The sequence below is a fragment of the Pedobacter sp. Leaf41 genome, assembly GCF_001422545.1.
In the GTDB taxonomy this organism is placed as follows: domain Bacteria; phylum Bacteroidota; class Bacteroidia; order Sphingobacteriales; family Sphingobacteriaceae; genus Pedobacter.
The window spans coordinates 1,371,662-1,392,498 of the sequence record NZ_LMLE01000001.1 but is presented as its reverse complement, the minus strand read 5'-3'; the positions used below and the strand labels follow the sequence as shown (position 1 = coordinate 1,392,498).

At 39.4% G+C, this 20,837-nt stretch carries 11 protein-coding genes; 9 read left to right on the top strand and 2 right to left on the bottom strand.

What is annotated here, in order from left to right; translation table 11 throughout:
- Positions 1–9: 9 nt before the first annotated feature.
- Complete coding sequence (locus ASE92_RS05940; RefSeq protein ID WP_056849122.1) at positions 10–1,551, bottom strand: alpha-N-arabinofuranosidase; 1,542 nt, start codon at positions 1,549–1,551, stop codon at positions 10–12.
- Entirely contained in the window at positions 1,548–3,548 is a 2,001-nt protein-coding gene (locus tag ASE92_RS05935; RefSeq protein ID WP_056849121.1) for an alpha-L-arabinofuranosidase C-terminal domain-containing protein, read from the bottom strand. Before ASE92_RS05935 ends, ASE92_RS05940 begins: the two co-directional genes overlap by 4 nt.
- A gap of 658 nt (positions 3,549–4,206) precedes the next feature.
- Between ASE92_RS05935 and ASE92_RS05925 the strand changes: the two genes are divergently transcribed.
- The 9 genes from ASE92_RS05925 to ASE92_RS05885 all read left to right on the top strand — a co-directional run bounded on the left by ASE92_RS05925 (position 4,207) and on the right by ASE92_RS05885 (position 20,518).
- Complete coding sequence (locus ASE92_RS05925; protein WP_157255640.1) at positions 4,207–6,630, top strand: MG2 domain-containing protein; 2,424 nt, start codon at positions 4,207–4,209, stop codon at positions 6,628–6,630.
- A 26-nt stretch (positions 6,631–6,656) separates the two neighbouring features.
- On the top strand, positions 6,657–8,525 hold the full coding sequence (locus ASE92_RS05920; protein ID WP_056849118.1) for a rhamnogalacturonan lyase: 1,869 nt from the start codon (positions 6,657–6,659) through the stop codon (positions 8,523–8,525).
- Between the two features lie 61 nt (positions 8,526–8,586).
- Complete coding sequence (locus ASE92_RS05915; RefSeq protein WP_056849117.1) at positions 8,587–9,354, top strand: rhamnogalacturonan acetylesterase; 768 nt, start codon at positions 8,587–8,589, stop codon at positions 9,352–9,354.
- Between the two features lie 148 nt (positions 9,355–9,502).
- Positions 9,503–10,297, top strand: a complete 795-nt coding sequence (locus ASE92_RS05910) for a rhamnogalacturonan acetylesterase (protein ID WP_056849116.1) — start codon at positions 9,503–9,505, stop codon at positions 10,295–10,297.
- Between the two features lie 262 nt (positions 10,298–10,559).
- On the top strand, positions 10,560–13,466 hold the full coding sequence (locus ASE92_RS05905) for a sugar-binding domain-containing protein (RefSeq protein WP_056849115.1): 2,907 nt from the start codon (positions 10,560–10,562) through the stop codon (positions 13,464–13,466).
- Between the two features lie 100 nt (positions 13,467–13,566).
- Complete coding sequence (locus tag ASE92_RS05900; protein WP_056849114.1) at positions 13,567–14,694, top strand: glycoside hydrolase family 88 protein; 1,128 nt, start codon at positions 13,567–13,569, stop codon at positions 14,692–14,694.
- Positions 14,695–14,715: 21 nt separating this feature from the next.
- Positions 14,716–17,163 carry a glycoside hydrolase family 31 protein gene (locus tag ASE92_RS05895; RefSeq protein ID WP_056849113.1) on the top strand — a complete coding sequence of 816 codons (2,448 nt, stop codon included), beginning with the start codon at positions 14,716–14,718 and terminating at the stop codon, positions 17,161–17,163.
- 269 nt (positions 17,164–17,432) lie between these two features.
- Positions 17,433–17,741 (top strand): L-rhamnose mutarotase, encoded by a 309-nt coding sequence (gene rhaM, locus ASE92_RS05890; protein ID WP_056849112.1) that lies wholly within the window; start codon positions 17,433–17,435, stop codon positions 17,739–17,741.
- Between the two features lie 5 nt (positions 17,742–17,746).
- Positions 17,747–20,518: a glycosyl hydrolase gene (locus tag ASE92_RS05885; protein WP_056849111.1), complete on the top strand. Its 2,772-nt coding sequence runs from the start codon at positions 17,747–17,749 to the stop codon at positions 20,516–20,518.
- Positions 20,519–20,837 lie beyond the last annotated feature (319 nt).

Sequence of the window (20,837 nt, the reverse complement as noted above, 5' to 3'; positions counted from 1 at the left end):
TTATACTGGTTATTTCAGCTCAAGCACCACCACAGACTGAGCTGGAATATCTACTTTGAGTACTTTGCCTGATTTTTTTGCACCATTAAATTTTGCGTTGTGTATTTTATTTGGATCAGAAAACGTGTTGATATCCGTTAATTTTGCCGAAGTAAGAATCTGGCCAGTTACCGTTTTCCATTTTAAATCACCTAAATCTGTATTGATAGAGATTTTATTTTTTGGGTCGAGATTTACCAGCGAAACGTGAATGGCTCCGGTTGAATCCTGCGAAGCAGAAACATTCAATGCTGGAATTTTTTGATCACCCATTGTATAATTCGGACTGGTGAAACTTATCGGAAGGTACTTGGCATCCATGTGTACTTTGAATAAGTCGAAAACATGATAGGTAGGAGTGAGCAGCATTTTATCTTTTTCTGTTAAAATCATGGCTTGCAAAACATTTACGGTTTGTGCCAAATTTGCCATTCGCACCCTATCAGAGTGGTTGTTAAAAATATTTAAGGTTGTGCCGGCAATTAGCGCATCGCGTAAGCTATTCTGCTGGTAAAGAAAGCCCGGATTGGTTCCCGGTTCTACGTCAGTCCAAATTCCCCATTCGTCAACAATTAAAGCAACTTTTTTCTTGGGGTCGTACTTGTCCATAATTGCCGAATGTTTGGCTACAATTTCTTCCATACGAATACAATTTTTCATCGTATTGAAGTATTGTGCTTCATCGAATTTTGTTGCCGAGCCTTTTACGCCCCAGTTCCCTGTCGGGAGGGTATAATAATGAAGTGTTAAACCCCACATTCTATTTGGCCCAATGTTTTTCATGCAGGTTTCCGTCCAACGGTAATCTTCTGCGTTGGCACCACTGGCAATTCTTTTCAACGGAGCACCAGGATAATCACGGGCATAAGTAGCATATCGGCGGTATAAATCGCTGTAGTAATCAGCGGTCATGTTACCGCCACAACCCCAGCTTTCGTTTCCTACGCCCCAAAATGAAACTTTCCAGGGTTTATCCATTCCGTTTTGCTTCCTGATTGCCGTCATTGGGCTCACGCCGTCGAAATTGAGATATTCTACCCATTTGGCCATTTCCTCAACAGTTCCACTTCCCACATTTCCTGCAATGTAAGGCTCACAGTTTAGCATTTGGCAGAGCTCCAGAAATTCATGTGTGCCAAAACTATTGTCTTCGGTTACGCCGCCCCAGTTGGTATTAACCATTTTCGGGCGCTCATTTCGTGGTCCAATACCATCTCTCCAGTGGTATTCATCGGCAAAACAACCACCTGGCCAACGTAGATTAGGTACATTTATTTTTTTCAAAGCCGCTACCACATCCAACCTTATTCTGCCTTTATTTGAGATAGGAGAGTTTTCATCTACCCAAAACCCATCGTAGATACATCTTCCTAAATGTTCTGAGAAATGACCATAAATGTGTTTACTAACAATTTGATCGCCCGCAGGCTTAACGGATAATAACGTTTCGCTTTGCGCATTTGCAAAATAGCTAATGCAGAGCATTGCGAAAAAGAACATTAATTTCTTCATGGTTTGGCGTATGAGATGAATGGAATTTTAATAACGTTGAATGAATATGGCTTTAGAGAGGTACTCAGCTTTTTGTCTTTTATACTGATAGCAGCTGCCTTCGGACTCACGGCAAGCGGGTTTTCGAAAGAATTTAACTGACTTAACTGCTCACTTGCCAATTCCTCAATTGTTCCCTTGGTTTTCAATTTAGTTTTTCCTTCCAGATCAAAAATTATGCTTTGGCTTTCTTTGGTGTTATTTGCAATTTTAATGATCAGTTCTTTTTTTGTTTTGTCGATTACGGATGAAGCAAAAAGACCATCTTGTCCGATGATGTTTTGATCATCAAGTGTGATGGAAACCACATCGGTGCCTTTGTTGGTAGAAAATAGTTTCTGAACGTAATAATCTGGCGTACCGTAAGAATTTAGATTATCAACCCAGATCATATCTGGCGCCCATTGCCAGCCATCAATATGGGCGAAAAGCGGTGCGTACGATGCCATTTGCACTACATCGGCATTGCGCTCTAATCCAGTCATTAATGAAGCCGATGCCAGTGCGCTTTCCCAGTTGTTCCTATTGCTGCCAATTACGTTTTTATCGGCATGAACAGCATATTCCCCCACAAAAATTTTGGTGTCGTTTCTTGGATAACTATCGTAGCGGCCAGCGTTTTTCAAAAACCAATCTGCAGGGCGATAATAATGTTCATCTATAAAATCGGCTTTATTTTCACGCAGGGAGGTATTTAATAGATTGAAACGATCACCTTCCGGATCGGTTCCGGAGCTGTTAATCAATTTAAAATCGGGATATTTTGCCTTGATAGCCTTCGTGAAAATAGCCAAGCGCTCTAGATATTGCGGTCCCCAGTTTTCGTTGCCTACCCCCATCATTTTTAGGTTAAATGGTTTTGGATGACCAAGCTCAGCTCGCTTTTTTCCCCAGGTGGTACTTAAATCTCCATTTGCAAACTCAATTAAATCGAGCGCATCCTGAACATAAGGTTGTAATTCATCTAAAGCCACTACTTCGCCGGTATTAAACTGGCAGGCCATTCCACAATTAAGAATCGGCAAAGCATCTGATCCAATGTCTTCTGCCAGCTGGAAATACTCAAAAAATCCCAGTCCAAAAGTTTGATAATAATCTGGGGCAGGGCGATGGGCAAATTCGGTATTCCAGCGGTTAATAAGTAGTTTCCGCTCTTCAATAGGGCCAATTGTATTTTTCCACTGATAGCGGTTCGCTAAATCAGTACCTTCCACAATACATCCACCGGGAAAACGGATAAATCCTGGCTTCATATCCGCCAGCAACTGGACCATATCTGCCCTAAGCCCTTGTTTGCGATTCTTCCAGGTATCGCCAGGAAATAGCGAAATCATATCTAAATCGATACTTCCTTTCCCTTGAAAGATAATCCCAAATTTTGCCTTTGGGTTGGTTTCGGTTGCTACAAAACTTACCGATTGCTTTTTCCACTCGCTACCGGTGCTTTCAGGAATGAAATTGCCCTGACCAATAATTTTTCTATTTTCATCCTTCAAAATTAACACCATTTTCACTCCAGGTTGCAACTGACGGTACATCGTTGAAAAATCATATCGCATCCCTTTTTTAACTCCTATGCCCTTGAAGCCTTCATTAATCAATTCGAAATCATCAGTTAATTTTTTAATCTGGAGGTAGCGGGGATTCGTTTCGTTGGCTTCTTTGCGGTTCACAACCAAAACTTCACCTTCTCTCGGTTTATTCCTGTAAATCGACCAGCCCATTAAAGGTTTAGCAAATTCGAAAGATCTGTTTTTAATGAGTTCCGCGTAAATTCCGCCATCTGCACCAAAATTAATATCCTCGAAAAATACACCCCACATATTGGGTTGAACCTTTGCAATGGGTTGATCTAACTTAACTTTGACGATTTTTGGCTGCTGTGCATTTAACGGAATCACAAAGAAAGCCGTTAAGCATGTAATTAAAACACTTTTTACAGGTGCAATGAGTTTCATTATATAATATTTGGTCAGTACTAATTGTAAATGTAATTTTTTTTTAAATAATAAACGTTAATTGTACGATTATTTTTCGCGAATGTTATTCTACAATATTACCATGCCAGGTTTTGCATGCTTTGTCCTTGTTCCTATCATTAAAAAGATGTTTCCATTAAATTTGTTAAGATTTATATCTCAATTATAATTTCATATCGCTTTATAGGGTTCAGATCGTTACTGTAGCATGTTAACATCTAATTACAGGATACCACAGGATGCCAGTTTCTGATTTAGTCTTTAAATTGTCGACTTAAAGAGTGTTTAGTTTAATTTGGAGACGCTTTTCTAACCAATATCTTTTTTATGAGGTTCCCTTGTATCAATTTTTTGTTAATGATGGTCTGTTTCTGTACGGTTTCTTACGGGCAGTGGCAATCGTTAAGCGGCACATTAATGTTTAGAAATTCAGCAAGCAATGGCGATGAAGCTTTGTCAATTAGAAAGGGAGAACTACCAAAATATATTGTTACTTCTAATACAATTAAACCTTTAGCCTATGTTAGCCTCCAAGCTTGAAGCCCCATGCGAACAAAGCAGGGCAAATTGTACTATAATACACTGAATTTGATTATAGGTAAAATATAATTTCGAGATTGATTCTAATTAAGCGTTTATGAAAATCAAACATATTATTGTTTTTGTTGTGGTGAGTTGCTACTCCTGGTTGGGTATGGCACAGCAAAAATCAGCTAAGCCACTTCCCGATGCGAAAACAATGAAGTTATTCTTTGAAAAGGTTTACCTGCAAACGGACAGGAACTATTTTAGCACTGGCGAGGATGTTTGGTTTAGCGCCTATCTGGTGAACGGAAAAAGCACAAGTCTTACATCGAGTAGTGCGAACTTATATGTAGAACTCGTTTCTCCCCAATCGGCGATATTAGATAAAAAAACGATTTTACTAAGCAAAGGGTTAGGGAGTGGCGATTTCAAATTACCAGATTCTATCGCTACGGGCTGGTATAATATACGTGCTTACACCAATTGGATGCGCAATTTTGGCGATGAATTCGTATTCCAGAAAAGTATCTATATCACCAACAACCTGAAAGAAAATGCCACTTATGCTACGCGAAATGCAAACAAAAAACCTGTTGGCATTGCCGAAAGTGGCGACAAAAAAACAATTACATTTTTTCCTGAAGGAGGGGCACTCGTTGAGGGGGTAAACAGTTTGGTGGCTTTCAAAACGAATGATGATTTAGGCAATGGTCTCAAAGCTTCAGGTAGTATTGTGTCTGGCAAAGGCGATACAGTAGCAAGTTTTCAAAGCACAGCCGTGGGAATGGGACTATTTACTTTCACGCCCAAAATAAATGAAACCTATCTAGCGGTAGTGGTTTTTGGCAACGAGAAATTTTCGACGCCCCTTCCAGAAATACTTAAAAAAGGTTTGTCGTTACATGTAACTGCCGATTCGCTTTACTTAAAAGCATCAATTACCGCCAATGAGATGATGTTTAGTGAAATTGCTGGAAAGACTTTATCAGTTGTGATTAAACACGCGGGAGACAAGATTTACACAGGAGCAGTTAAAATGGCAAAGCAAAGTATTTCAGTTTCTATTCCGACCAAGGGTTTTCCAGCCGGTATTGCTGTAATTACTTTAGTTGATGATTTAGGAAAACCGCATTGTGAGCGTTTGATTTTTATCGCTGACGAAAAGAAAGTTTCCTATACACTTAAACCCAACAAACAGGCTTATCAAGCCCGGGAAAAAGTAGTGCTTAATGTAAAAGCTACTGACGTTTTTGGTATGCCGGTCAAAACCAATTTCTCACTGGCCGCTGTTGATGGTTTGATTCCGGATGATGGCAATGATATACGGACTTACTTGTTGCTTCAATCAGAAATTAAGGGCGAGATTAAAAATCCGGACCAATATTTTGATGCTAAAAATCCTTCACGGTTAAAGCAATTGGATTTGCTTTTGCTGACACAAGGTTGGAGAGCGTATTTATGGCGAAAATTTGCCGATACAAGTATGTCTGTAAGTTATTTGCCTGAACCTGCACTATCAATAAAAGGCTTTGTAAGAGAAAAAGTGGGTAATAAACCACTCCCAAATATGAATATCACATTATTTGGATCTGGCTTTACTGGCGAAAAGTTATTTACCACCACAACGGATCAGAATGGAAATTATTTTATTGATGGACTAAAGTGGTATGGCGATCAGCCTATAAAAATTTCTTCGCAAGATGCTAAAGGCAAGAAGGGCGGCTGGCTTGAAATTGATTCGGCAACCAAACCTATATCCATCACTTTTAAAAGAGGATTACAAGATTTTACTAAAAATATCGACGCAGAAATCAGTAGACGTATGGATTATAATAAAACATATAAGTTCGGCGATTCAATTACTTTAAACGATATTCAAATTAAGGCAGATCAAAATAAGAAGAAAGTTGTCCTCTTTAATGAAACCGTAATGACATTTGGCTATCCTGAGCAGGTTTTCAATATCACTCCTGCCGATTACGCTTTTAACGGGCTCGAGCATTTCTTGCTCACTAAAGTAAGTGGAGCTTACCCTCGCGAAGATGTAGATTCAGTAGGATCAGAGGGGATTGCATTTATTTCAAATGGCAAAAAAATCACGCCAATCATAAGAGTCAATAATCGGGAAGAGTTGGTCGGCGAAAGGCGGGACTATTATAGTTTGAGGATGGATAAAATTAATCAGGTTAAAGTGCAGCACCTTATTAATAATTCGGGTACCGATGTTTATGTGATCAGTCTTAACTTAAAACAGGATGCGCTCGGTGCAACAAATCTTCATTTACTAAACCTCGACTTAACTGGATATTATAATGCAAGAACATTTTACTCTCCCAATTATAGCAATCCTGCAAATAAAAATAAAGATCTGAGGACAACCATTTTTTGGGCTCCAAAAGTAGAAACCAATGCCAAAGGAGAAGCAAGCGTAGTTTTTTACAATGGCGATAATAAAGGAACAATTGTAATTAAGACAGACGGGATCACAGAAAAAGGATCGGCAGTTACTGCAAAAAGTACATATGTTGTTCAATAAAACAAAAACCAAAAGAAGACAATTTGATGAAAGATAAACCAGTCGTTTTGAAATTCGGCTTCCTGCTGCTGATGATCATTTCATCATTGTATGTTTCTGCCCAGCGCCAAATGGAAAACCTGGGGAGAGGAGTGGTTGCCGTTCGCCAGGGTGCTGATTCGGTATTTATCAGCTGGAGGATTTTAGGGACTGAACCTGATGACATCACTTTTAATCTTTATCGGAAAACAGCCAATACAACAGCTAAAAAGTTGAATCAAACCCCGCTATCCAAAGGAACAAATTTTGTTGATGTTGCGATAAATCCTGATTTGGATAATAGCTATTTTGTGAAAGCGATAATAAAAAATCAGGAGCAAGAAGCGAGCAAACCCTTCTTATTAAAGGCTAAAAGCGCTGTAAATCAATATTTAACTATTCCATTAAAAACTCCAGTTGGATATACGCCTAATGATGCATCGGTAGGTGATCTCGATGGCGATGGGGAATATGATATTGTTTTGCACCAAACGGGTAGAAGTCGTGATAATTCATCAAATGGACTAACGGATCCACCAATTTTTCAGGCTTACAAAATTGATGGTACTTTTTTGTGGGAGATTAATTTGGGCAAGAACATCAGAGAAGGTGCTCATTATACACAGTTTATGGTTTACGATTTAGATGGAGACGGAATTGCCGAATTCGCCTGTAAAACTGCTGATGGTACTATTGATGGCATAGGGAAAGTAATAGGCGATTCAACAAAAGATTATCGCAATCGCAATGGACGGATTTTAGAAGGCCCAGAATTTTTTACCATTTTTAGCGGCAAAACAGGCGAAGCTTTGGCGACTACAGATTATATTCCTGCGAGAGGCGACATTAGCGCTTGGGGTGGAAAAGGTGGTAATGGCAAAAACGATAATTCAGGAAATCGGGTTGATCGTTTTACAGCATGTATCGCCTACCTTGATGGCATCCACCCGAGTGTGGTGATGGCCAGAGGTTATTATGGTAGAACCGTTTTAGCAGCTTGGGATTGGCGAGGGGGCAAGCTTTCCTCCAGATGGGTTTTTGACTCAAAAGATGGAAGAAGCCCGTTTTCAGGAATGGGAAACCATAATTTAAGCGTAGCTGATGTAGATGGGGATGGAAAGGATGAAATTATTTTCGGGTCGATGTGTGTGGACGATAACGGAAAAGGTTTATACACAACTGGTTTACGCCATGGCGATGCCTTGCATGTTTCCGATCTTGATCCCGAAAGACCGGGACTAGAAGTTTTTGGTGTCCACGAAATTGAAGAAGGAACAAAAGGGCCTGGAGTGGCAGTTTACGACGCAAGAACTGGCGAAATTCTATGGCATGGATCCGAAGATGAAGACGTGGGAAGAGGTGTGGCAGATAACATAGACAATACCAGGGTTGGTGCGCAAATGTGGTGGTCGGGTTCCAACGGTTTATTCGATATTAAGGGTAATAGAATTGGAGCACAGCCACGATCTACCAACTTTTTGATTTACTGGGATGAAGATCCTTCCAGAGAACTTTTAGATGGCAATCATATCGATAAATATAACGGTGGAAGACTTTTGACCGCTGATGGTGCTATTGCGAATAACTGGACAAAGTCCACCCCAACATTAAGTGCAGACCTTTTTGGCGATTGGCGTGAAGAGCTTGTTCTCCGGTCGTATGACAATCAAAGTCTCCGAATTTACACCACGACTATTCCAACGGAGCATAGAAATTATACCTTGATGCATGATCCACAATATCGCCTGAGCATTGCGTGGCAAAATGTTGGCTACAACCAGCCTCCGCATACTGGTTTTTATTTTGGCTATGGAATGAAAAAGGCACCAAAACCAAATATTATACTTGTTAAGCCTGCAGCTCAAAACATAAAATAGGCAGAATTAATTATCAACAAGCTCAGTTTAATATCTACAAATTTGAAAAGAATATAAACATATGAAATCAATATCAATAAAGCTATTTGCATTTGCAGCGATATTTACCGTTGCTTCAGCATTTATTAAGCCTGAAAAACCAGCACTTCATACCATTGGCGACTCTACCGTACGTAATTCAAATAAAGAAACCTGGGGTTGGGGCACACCAATTGCCGCACTTTTTGATACCACCAGAATTCATGTAGAAAATAATGCCATGGCGGGCAGAAGTACAAGAACTTTTCTTTCAGAAGGAAGATGGGATAGAGTTTTGGAAACGTTAAAGCCTGGTGATTTTGTAACGATGCAGTTTGGGCATAACGATGGTAGCGAACCCGACACCACAAAAGCTGGCAGAAGGGGTGTTTTGAAAGGAACTGGAGAAGAAACAAAAGTGCTAACCTGGCCTGATGGAAAGATGGAAACTGTACATACTTATGGTTGGTATATTCGCAAGTTCGTTCGCGAAACGAAGGCCAAAGGCGCCACGCCAATTGTGGTTTCTATGATTCCCAGAAATCAATTTAAAGATGGCAAAGTGCTCCGGGCTGATCAAAGCTTTGGAAAATGGGCCGCAGAAGTAGCCGAGCAAGAGCACGCTTATTTCGTTGATCTCAACAAAATTACTGGTGATAAATATGACGAGCTGGGACCTGAAAAAGTTAAAGCCTTTTTTCCTGGAGACCATACACATACCAATTTGGAAGGTGCTAAACTAAATGCACAATCGGTGGTAGAAGGAATTAAGAAACTGAAGGGCTGTAAACTGAAAAATTATTTATTGTAAGATGAATTTGGCTGTATCATAGGTTACGATTTTCATCCTGAGCTTGTCGAAGGACGATAAAATTGATCGAGATCTTTTGCAAAACATGACCTAACAAAAAATAGAAGTCTTAAAATTCTTTACCATTATCCTTTTAAAATAAATTCTTATGAAATCAAAACAAACATACTTAGCGCTTATCTTAACAGGTGCCTTTCTCGTCTTTTCTTCTTGCATGATCTTAAAGCAAAAACAGAAACCAACCTTATTTTTAATAGGAGATTCTACTGTAAAAAACGGAAAGGGGAAAGGCGATGGTGCTTTATGGGGATGGGGAAGTTTTATTGAAAATTTTTTCAATACAGAAAAAATTAATGTTGAAAATGATGCCCTGGGCGGAACAAGCAGCAGGACATTTCAAACCAATGGTTTATGGGATGCCGTTTTAAACAAGGTAAAAAAAGGGGATTTTGTGATGATGCAGTTTGGACACAACGACAGCAGTCCGCTTGATGATACTGCACGTGCCCGTGGTACTATAAAAGGTATCGGCATGGAAAGCAAAAATACTTTCAACCCCATCAAAAAGAAACAGGAAACTGTTTATACCTATGGCTGGTATATGCGGAAGTTTATAAAAGACATCAAGGCTAAAGGCGCAACGCCAATTATTTGCTCGTCGATTCCCAGAAATCCGGTAAAAGATGGTAAAGTAATTTTAGTGAATGATAGTTATGCTGGATGGGCGCAAGAAGTTGCAAAGGCTGAAAACGTAGATTTTATTCCCTTAAACCAATTGATTAAAGATAAGTATTCGTTTTCATCAGCAGATCAAATTAAAAGCTATTTCACTGAAAAGGACCATACACATACCAATGAAGATGGCGCCAAAGTAAATGCTGCAATAGTTGTGGAGGGCTTGAAAGCATTGAAAAAAAATAAGCTGAAAGCTTACTTAAAATAGAGTTAATATATAAAATAGGGTTCTTACCTCTAACTGATCGTCTTCTCGAACGCGGTTTTGCAAAGCGGAGAGATCTCCTTCTACAAAAACTCATTAATAAGATCTCGAACAATTCCATTTTTGCTTTGGACACAGTTCAAAATCACTACGAATAAATAAGGTTTAACAGGACACTACAGGTTGCCCATATTTATATTTAATGCTATTATAGTGCCCTTAACCAAATATATAGAATGCTTTAGCATTCATTTCAGATAAAATTATGCAGATAAAAGTATTGTCGTTTGCAAAATGTGTAGCACTGGCTATATGTTTCCTAACCGTTTTTTCTACGAGCAGCTTCGGTCAAACCATTTCTGTTTCAGGGAAATGGAGGTTTAAAATTGATGCTGGTGACGAAGGCATCAAGGCGAAATGGTACAATACCAAATTGCCCGAAACTATAAACTTGCCTGGTTCTATGGCAGAAAATTTAAAGGGCGACGATATCACGCTTAAAACAAAATGGACGGGAAGTATTTACGATAGTTCTTATTTCTATCATCCACGTTTGGAAAAATATCGTAAACCTGGGAACCTTAAAATTCCTTTCTGGTTAACCCCTGCAAAACATTATACAGGTGCCGCATGGTATCAGAAAGATGTAGAAATTTCGGCAAACTGGAAAGGGCAGCGGGTGGTTTTATCTCTCGAATATCCCCACTCAGAAACACGTGTTTGGATTGATGACGTGGAAATTGGCACGCAATACACCTTTGTGGTGGCACAAAATTTTGAGTTGCCAGCAAATTTAAAAGCAGGAAAACACACCATCACATTGTTAATAGACAATCGGATTAAAGCCATTAATGTCGGTCAGGATTCTCACAGTTTAACAGACCATACGCAGGGAAACTGGAATGGTGTAGTGGGCAAAATGTTTTTACAGGCTGGCTCTCCTGTATACTTTGAAGATGTTCAGATTTATCCAGACTTAAAGAAAAAATCTGCAAAAGTAAAAATTGAACTTAAAGCAGGTTCTAATATTTCTTCCAGCGGGAAGGTTACTTTATCTGCAAAAAGTTTTAACACCAAAAATATTATCAGTGTAAAGCCGGTAACGGTTCCATATCAACTTAAAAATGGAGTAGGTACTTTAGAAATCGATTTGCCAATGGGCGGTAACATTGCCACCTGGGATGAATTTGATCCCGCTTTATATCGCTTAACAGCTACTCTAACTGCTAAAGATGGTAAAAAGGACACGAAAAATGTTCAGTTTGGCATGCGTGAGTTTAAGGCTGTTGGCAGAAGTTTTGAAATTAATGGTCGCCCGGTATTTTTACGTGGAACAGCTAACAATTGCGAATTTCCATTAACCGGTTATCCATCTATGGATGTTGCTGCCTGGGAGCGAATTTTCAAAATATCAAAAGCGCATGGATTAAACCACATGCGTTTCCACTCCTGGTGCCCACCCGAAGCCGCTTTTATTGCCGCCGATTTAACTGGATTTTATTTGCAACCTGAAGGGCCAAGTTGGGCCAACCATGGTACATCAATAGGCGAAGGGAAGCCAATTGATCAATTCATCTATGATGAAACAAATCGGATGACTAAAAATTACGGCAACTACGCCTCGTTTTGTATGATGGCTTACGGCAACGAGCCTCGGGGCAGACAGGTAGAATATCTAACAAAATTTAATAATTATTGGAAAGCGAAAGATTCGAGAAGATTGTACACCGGAGCATCAGTAGGTGGCAGTTGGCCGGTAATCCCAAATAATGAATATATGGTTCGTGCTGGTGCCCGGGGCTTAGATTGGAATAAAAAACCAGAAAGCATTTCTACTTACGCCAAGCAAATTGAACAATTCACCGTTCCATTTGTGGCCCACGAAATGGGACAATATTGTGCATTTCCAAATTTTGCGGAAATGAAAAAATATATCGGTGTTTACAAGCCGAAAAACTTCGAGATGTTTCAGGAAGATTTAGCCGATCATGATATGGCTGACCAGGCCAAAGATTTTTTAATGGCTTCGGGAAAATTACAAGCCCTTTGTTATAAAAATGAAATTGAGAAAGCTTTAAGAACCCCAAATTACAATGGTTATCAATTACTGTCATTAAATGATTACCCTGGCCAGGGAACAGCTTTGGTTGGTGTTTTGGATGCCTTTTGGGATGAGAAAGGATACATCACTGCTAAAGAATTTAGACGGTTTTCGAACAGCACAGTTCCATTGCTTAACGTTCCTAAATTTGTTTATACCAACAACGAAACGCTAACTGCTGCTGTTCAGGTTGCGCACTTTGGCAAAGCGCCATTAAAAGATGCCAAGGTTTTATGGACTATAAAAGATGCTTCGGGATTAACATTGGCTCAAGGCGCTTTTAGTCCGCAAACATTGCCCGTTGCAAATGGAATTGTAATTGGCGATATCAAATTTGATTTGAATACTATTCAAAAAGCCACCAAGTTAAATGTAGAAGTAAACATTGATGGTACCGATTTTGCCAACGATTGGAGCTTTTGGGTTTATCCGGCAGAACTTCCAAAATTTAAAACCAGTTTTTATTATACAGATAGGTTGGACGATCAGGCAAAAAAGATATTGGATGAAGGCGGAAATGTATTCTTAAACGCAGCAGGCAAAGTAATAAAGGGTAAGGAAGTGGTTCAAACATTTTTGCCCGTTTTCTGGAATACATCCTGGTTTAAAATGCGTCCGCCGCATACATTAGGCATTCTTTGCGATCCAGCAAATCCAGCCTTTGAAAACTTCCCGACTGAAAGCCACAGCAATATGCAATGGTGGGAAATTGTAAATAAAGCGCAGGTAATGAATTTGGAAGATTTTCCTAAAGGATTTAAGCCGATCGTTCAACCGATTGATACCTGGTTTCTAAATCGTAAACTGGCTTTAGTTTTAGAGGCAAAAGTGGGTAAAGGCAAATTGATTATTTCAAGTGCCAATCTAAATCCCGATTTGAAAGATTCGCCTGCGGCACAGCAACTTTTTTTTAGCTTGCAGCGATACATGATGTCTGAAAACTTTAAGCCGAAGTATGAAGTGGCCTACAATACTGTAAAGGATATTTTCGAAAGCCCATCTAAAATTCAGTTCGATACGTTTACAAAAGATAGTCCTGACGAGTTAAAGCCTAAACCAAATTCAAATTAGAAAACCTATTGTCATAGCGCCTAAGGCGGCAATCTGAAAGCACCAACGTTGAAGAGATTGTTTCCGATTTAAACCTAATGGCAACCATAAATTAATAATAATGAAGAAATTCACATTCCTTTTCTCCCTCATCATTGGCTTATCAGCGCAGCTAGTTTTTGCGCAGAAAATTCCAAATAAAAAAGCGGTTTTAAGTGCCATGAAATTAACCAATACCTATTTCATGAACAAATGGCCCGATGCTGGTAAATCTATCATCACCAACAAAGAGCGGCCAAGTAACCTTTGGACCAGGGCGGTTTATTATGAAGGATTAATGGCTTTGTATGAAGTTAATCGTGAACAGAAATATTATGACTACGCCGTTCAATGGGGCGAAAAACATCATTGGGGATTAAGAGATGGTGTGAAAACGCGAGATGCAGACAATCATGCTTGTGGTCAAACTTATATTGAACTTTATAACATCGACAAAAAGCCAGAGCGTATAAAAGATATAAAGGCATCGATTGATATGGTGGTTAAATCTGGTAAGGTAGACGATTGGACCTGGATAGATGCTTTGCAAATGGGAATGCCTGTTTTTGCAAAGTTAGGGAATCTGTACAACGATAACAGCTATTACGATTACATGTATAAAATGTATTTACACAGCAAAAATGTGCAGGGTGGCGGTTTATACAACGAAAAGGATGGCCTTTGGTGGCGAGATAAAGATTTCGTACCGCCGTATAAAGAGCCAAATGGCGAAGATTGTTATTGGTCGCGGGGAAATGGATGGGTAGTTGCGGCACTGGTGAGGGTATTGGATATTATGCCAAAAAACGCAGCTGGTTATGACGAATATTTGAAAACCTACCATGAAATGATCAAAGCTTTGGTTCCATTGCAACGCACAGACGGATTTTGGAATGTAAGTTTACAAGATCCGAATCATTTTGGGGGTAAGGAAACTTCAGGAACCTCCTTATTTATCTATGGGATGGCTTGGGGTGTTAACAAAGGTATTTTAGATAAGAAAACTTATTTGCCAATTATCAATAAAGCATGGAATGGCATGGCAAAATACGCGGTTCAAAAAGATGGCTTCCTGGGGTATACGCAGGGTACAGGTAAAGAGCCGAAAGATGGACAACCTGTGACCTATACCAGCAAGCCTGATTTTGAGGATTATGGATTGGGCTGCTTCTTACTGGCCGGTGCCGAGATTTATAAATTGAAAAAATAGCAATACTCCATCACAAATACTATGTTGAAAAAATATCTGGCTTTTACTTTTCTTTTAATCTCATTTACAGCTTCCGCTCAAACCATTGGAAACTATAAATCGGGCTTTAAAAAAGATGGTAACGCAATTTCATTCCTAACTACAAATGGTGAGGTGAAGCTTGATTTTTGTACCCCGGAAATGTTCCGAATCAGATCAAGCTGGAACGGAAAATACGAGGCAAATGAAAATTTAATGGTGATTAAATATAGCTGGCCGAATGTTACTGCTAAAGTTGAGGAAAAGAAAGATCAGTTTATAATCTCCACGGCCAAACTCTTAATTAAAATTTATAAAACTCCATTTAAAATGGATGTTTTTGATTTGGAAGGAAAACTTTTAAGTGCTGAAAATAATGGGTCGATTACTAAGTCTGCTTCAAAAGTTGGCGTAACTAAGAAGCTTCAGTCTGATGAGCATTTTTTCGGCTTTGGAGAAAGGATGGATTTTATGGATCGCCGTTTTAAAAAAGTTACTTTAAATGTTGGTCGTGGTAAAGGTTTGCCCCATGCCATTGGCGCCTATAATATTTTAGAGGCAAATTATTGTCCTGTTCCGTTTTTTATGAGTACAAAAGGTTATGGCATTTTCTTTCATAATTCTTTTGCCACAGAGTGGGATATGGGCGCATCAAACAAAGATCAATACAGCTTCAAAGCGGCCGATGGAGAACTGGATTACTATTTTATTTACGGACCCACTTTTCCTGAAATATTAAATTCTTACACTTCCATCACTGGAAAATCGCCCATGTTACCGCAATTTGCACTTGGTTTGCATGCCGGTACCTATAGCGGAGGAACCTGGGGATATGAAGATAAAACTTCAGACCAATACGTAGTTGAATTGGCTGGAAAATATAGAGCATTAGGGATTCCAGTTGATTTGCTTTGGCTTGATTCTACCTGGAGATTGTTTGGCGAAAAGGGTGGGAAAGGGGCTACCTCTTTCGAATGGCGAGATACTTTCAAAAATCCAAAGGGAATGTTTGACAGTATTTATGCCATGAACTACAAAATGGTAGGATTACACCTTCGTCCGCGGTTTGATAATGCGAAAAAATTAAATCTATTAGATCAAGCACAAGCGAAAGGCTTTACCTATCCTGAAAATGGAAAACCAGGAGAATTCGTTAATTTTTTCGATGACAAAGCGACCCAATGGTGGTGGGATAACGGGGTGATGCGGGTTGCAAAATTAGGTGCTAAATTTCTTAAAACCGATGAAGGAAGTGCTTTTGGTGCACTGGCAAATGAGAGTGAGAAAGTTGGACCAACAGGTAAAGAAGCAGAACGACTGCATAATTTATTTCCCCTAGCCTATGCCAAAGCACCTTTTCTTGAATTTGAAAAGCTTAATGGTTTTCGTGGATTGAATCAAACTCGTGAGGGTTACTCAGGCATCCAACGTTATCCTTATATTTTTGCCGGCGACTGGCCTAGTGAATGGCAGTATTTTGCACCCGTAGTAAAGTCAGGCTTAAATGTTGGCCTTTCAGGTGTGGGTTCATGGGCACATTGTATGGGCGGTTTCGAACATCAGGCCGATCCAGAGTTATACATTCGTTGGGTTCAGTTTGGGATGTTTAGTCCCATAGCACTTGTATTTGGGATGGATCATCCAGGCTATAAAGAGCCCTGGAATTATGGAGAGCAGGCGTTACAGAATTTTAAAAAATATGATCTGCTACGCTACCGTCTGTTTCCATATTTATACGGCAGTATGCATCAGCAATATGCAACAGGTTTGCCAATGATGCGGGCTTTGGTTTTAAACCATCAAGATGATGAGAATGTTTACGAAATTGGCGATCAATATATGTTTGGCGACAACTTTATGGTTGCCCCGGTAACTACCAAAGGTGCTGTTACGCGGTCTATTTATTTACCAGAAGGCACCTGGTTTAATTATTATACTGGAGAAAAGTTTGCCGGCAAAAGTTACCATCATGTAGTGGCTCCATTAGATACAATCCCACTTTTTGTAAAGGCTGGAAGCATTATTCCCATGCAACCAGAAATGATTTATGCTGGAGAAAAGCCTGTTGACGTAATCACATTGGATGTTTTTCCTTACGCAGATTCAAAATATGATCTTTACGAAGATGATAACCTAAGTTCAACGTATAAAACAGGAAACTTCTCGATGACTAAAATCACCTCGTCGTTAAAAGATAGCCAATTGACATTAAACATTGCAAAACCTTCTGGGGCATTTAAGCCAAGTAATCATCGCTATTTAGCGAAGATTCATTGGAATGGTAGAACAACTCCACAATCAGTTTCCGAAAATGGGAATATGTTGGAAAAGCTCAAATCCGTGGATTCGTTGGATAAAGCTGCTGGTTGGTACTATGATGCTAAAGTGAATGTGATTTGGATAAAATCTACTGGCAATAATGACAGGGATCTTAGTTTGAAAGTAAATTAATGTGGGGATGAAAGGTAAGGATGCTTCGTATCTACCATTGATGTTTTTATTTTCGTCATTGCGAAATAGATTTTTCATCGATTTGAAGCTCCAGAGGAATGCCTTTGGCACAATCTCATTCGTAAAAGAGAAGATTGCAACAGTCAAGAAATACTCCCTCGCAACGACGACCGCCCTTAAAATGCCGCTCAGATCGATTTTATCAAGTAGATTAACTTCTGGATGATAGCGCTGGGTTTGTTATCCTAAAACATAGAAATAAAAAAAAAATGAAAATTGCATTTAAAATGAAACTTAAGCGTGGATTTAAGGATGAATATAAAACCCGTCACGATGAAATTTGGCCAGAGTTGGCTGTATTGCTCAAAGAAAACGGGATCAGTGATTATTCGATTTTTTTAGATGAAGAAACCGATACCTTATTTGCCGTACAACAACAAAATGGAAATTCATCGCAAGATTTGGGCAGTACAGCAATAGTTAAGAAATGGTGGGCATACATGGCCGATATTATGGAAACGAATGCAGACCAATCTCCAGTATCAATTCCATTAGAACAGGTATTTCATTTAGATTAAAAATTATGCAAACTAAACGATTCGTCTCGCTGCTTTTTATAAGCTTTTTATCTTACCATATAACTAGTGCCCAGTCTGTCTCTAAAAAGGAAGTAACCTGGCCGAAGATAGAGCGCCAAATGAAACCATGGACCCGATGGTGGTGGATGGGAAATGCCGTAGATGAAAAGAATCTAAACATCGTTTTGCAAAAATATGCCGCTGCAGGTTTGGGCGGGGTAGAGATTACGCCGATTTATGGTGCCATGGGTTATGAAAAGCAATATTTGTCGTTTCTTTCGCCCCAATGGATCAATGCATTAAAGTACACAGTCAATAAGGCCAATTCGCTCGGAATGGGCGTAGATATGAATACCGGAACAGGCTGGCCCTTTGGTGGTCCGCAGGTAAAGCCAGAAAATGCCGCAACAAAATTAATTGTGCAAGAATACAAATTAGCTGCCGGCGAAAAGCTGAATGAGGTAATAAAAGTAAAGGAAAGTAAACAGGATTTTGCCAAATTGCAGGCGCTTACCGCTTACGGGCCAAATGGTGAAACAGCTGATTTATTTGCAGCTGTAAATCAAGATGGGAGTTTGAGCTGGTCGCCGAAATCTGGAGTTTGGCAAATTTATGCAGCTTTTGCCGGTAAAACCCGCCAGATGGTAAAACGTGCCGCTCCTGGCGGTGAGGGGTTTACACTAGATCACCTTGATAAACCTTCGGTAGATGTTTACTTAAAACGCTTTACCGATTCATTTCGGAATAAGCCACAAGGAGTACGGTCGTTTTTTAACGATAGTTATGAAGTGTATGGCGCCACCTGGACCCCAACTTTTTTCGCTCAATTTAAAAAGAACCGCGGGTATGATTTAGCCACGCATTTAAAAGATTTGGTAAGCAAAGACTCAACGAATGAAAATATTGCTCGTTTAAAGTCCGACTACCGTGAAACCATGGATGAATTGCTGCTGGAAAATTTCACAAAAAATTGGACGAACTGGGCACATGCGTTAAAATCATTAACAAAAAACCAATCTCATGGTTCACCAGGCAATTTGCTTGATCTTTATGGCGCTGTTGATATACCTGAAACCGAAACTTTTGGCTCGAGTGCCTTTGCTATTCCTGGTTTGAGGAGAGATTCTGCTGATATTAGAAATGTCGATCCTGATCCGATGATGAGTAAATTTGCATCTTCAGCAGCGCACACCGGCGGGAAAAAGCTGGTATCTTCTGAAACTTTTACCTGGCTTACCGAGCATTTTAAAACATCATATTCACAATGTAAGCCTGAAGCCGAACAATTGTTCTTATCTGGCGTGAATCATATTTTTTATCACGGGACCACAAATTCTCCTGAAAACGTGCCTTGGCCGGGTTGGTTGTTTTATGCCTCTGTAGAAATGAACCCGAACAACAGTTTGTGGCCGCATGCCCAAGGTTTAAATAACTACTTAGCTCGTTGTCAATCCATCTTACAATCGGGTAAATCTGATAATGAATTGCTGATCTACTGGCCTGTTTACGATGTGTGGAATAAAGCGAAGGGATTGGATATGGCACTAAAAGTTCACGATGTTGATGAATGGCTCCATCCGAGTGCTTTCTATAAACTAGCTAAAAATCTTTCAAAATCCGGGTATTCGTTCGATTTCGCTTCAGATAGGTTATTGGCGAAAACTAAGGCAGAGAACGGAGTGCTTCGTACTGGAGAAAATGCTTCTCCTTTTAAGGTCTTGATTATCCCTTCTTGTAATTTGATGAGCCCCGAAACTTTGGATAATATCCTACAATTGGCGAACAATGGTGCAACGGTTATTTTTCAGGAATTGCCTAAAGATGTTCCGGGTTTAGCTAACCTTGAAAATAGAAGAGCTGAATTGAAGGCAGCTTTGTCTAAAATAGTATTTAAACCTTTAAAAAATGGCTCATTTACTTATACAATAGGTGCGGGTAAGGTGCTTTTGTCTGCTGATATTTCCCAAGCGCTTTCGCATCTTGCGATCAATAGAGAAGCTTTAACCGATTCGGGTTTGCAGTTTATCAGAAGGAAAGTGAATAGCGATACTTATTACTATTTGGTAAACCATACGGCTAAAGATATCGATACCCAGATTCCTATAAACGCTGATGGAAAAGCTACTATTATGGACCCACAAAGTGGGCTTATCGGCTCCGCTGCGATGCAGGGTAAAAATGTTCATGTGCAGATTAAATCAGGAGAGGCGCTCTTTCTTAATATGTCCAAAAATCAATCAGATAATATTGCCTGGCAGTATCTGAATAAAAGCGGGCAGCCAATTGCCATTACCCAACCATGGTTATTACACTTTACTGCAGGAGGACCAGCGCTTCCCTCAGATCAGAAACTAAATCAATTGGTTTCCTGGACAAAACTGAACGACCCTAAGCTAGATGCGTTCTCTGGAACTGGAGTTTACACGACTAAATTTAATTTGAAATCGAAAAAGGCTAAAGAGTATGTATTAAACCTTAATCAGGTTGATGAAAGTGCCCGGGTTTGGATAAATGGACAAGAGGTCGGAATTTTATGGAGTATTCCATTTCAGGCACGAATAGGTAAATACCTGAAGCAGGGAAGTAATACGATCAAAATTGAAGTGGTAAATTTAATGGCTAACCGAATCCGTGATATGGATATCAAGAAAATAGAATGGCGAAAATACCACGAAATTAATTTTGTAAACATAAATTATAAAGATTTTGATGCCTCTAAATGGTCAGTAATGCCATCTGGATTGATTGGCCCGGTAGTAATCACCCCTTATTTTTGATTTAATTTGGTATTATTTTAATAATAGTTAGATGAATTAGAGCTAGTATTTAAACCCCAGTATTCAACTAAATCGATTTAAATGAACTTTCGTCATCAGATACTTCATTTATGATAATATTTCATAATAAATGACAGGATGGTACAGGATGGGAATAATTGATAGCCTATTTATCTTTAGTCAAGTTTACTAACCAAATAATCTTTAACCAAATATTTAAAACAACGTTCGTTTAGCGAATCTATGCAATAAACTTCTACGCTCTTTCCGTTTTCATCATTACATTTTTCCGATCCTTCATAGCGTACTGTTTTGCAAT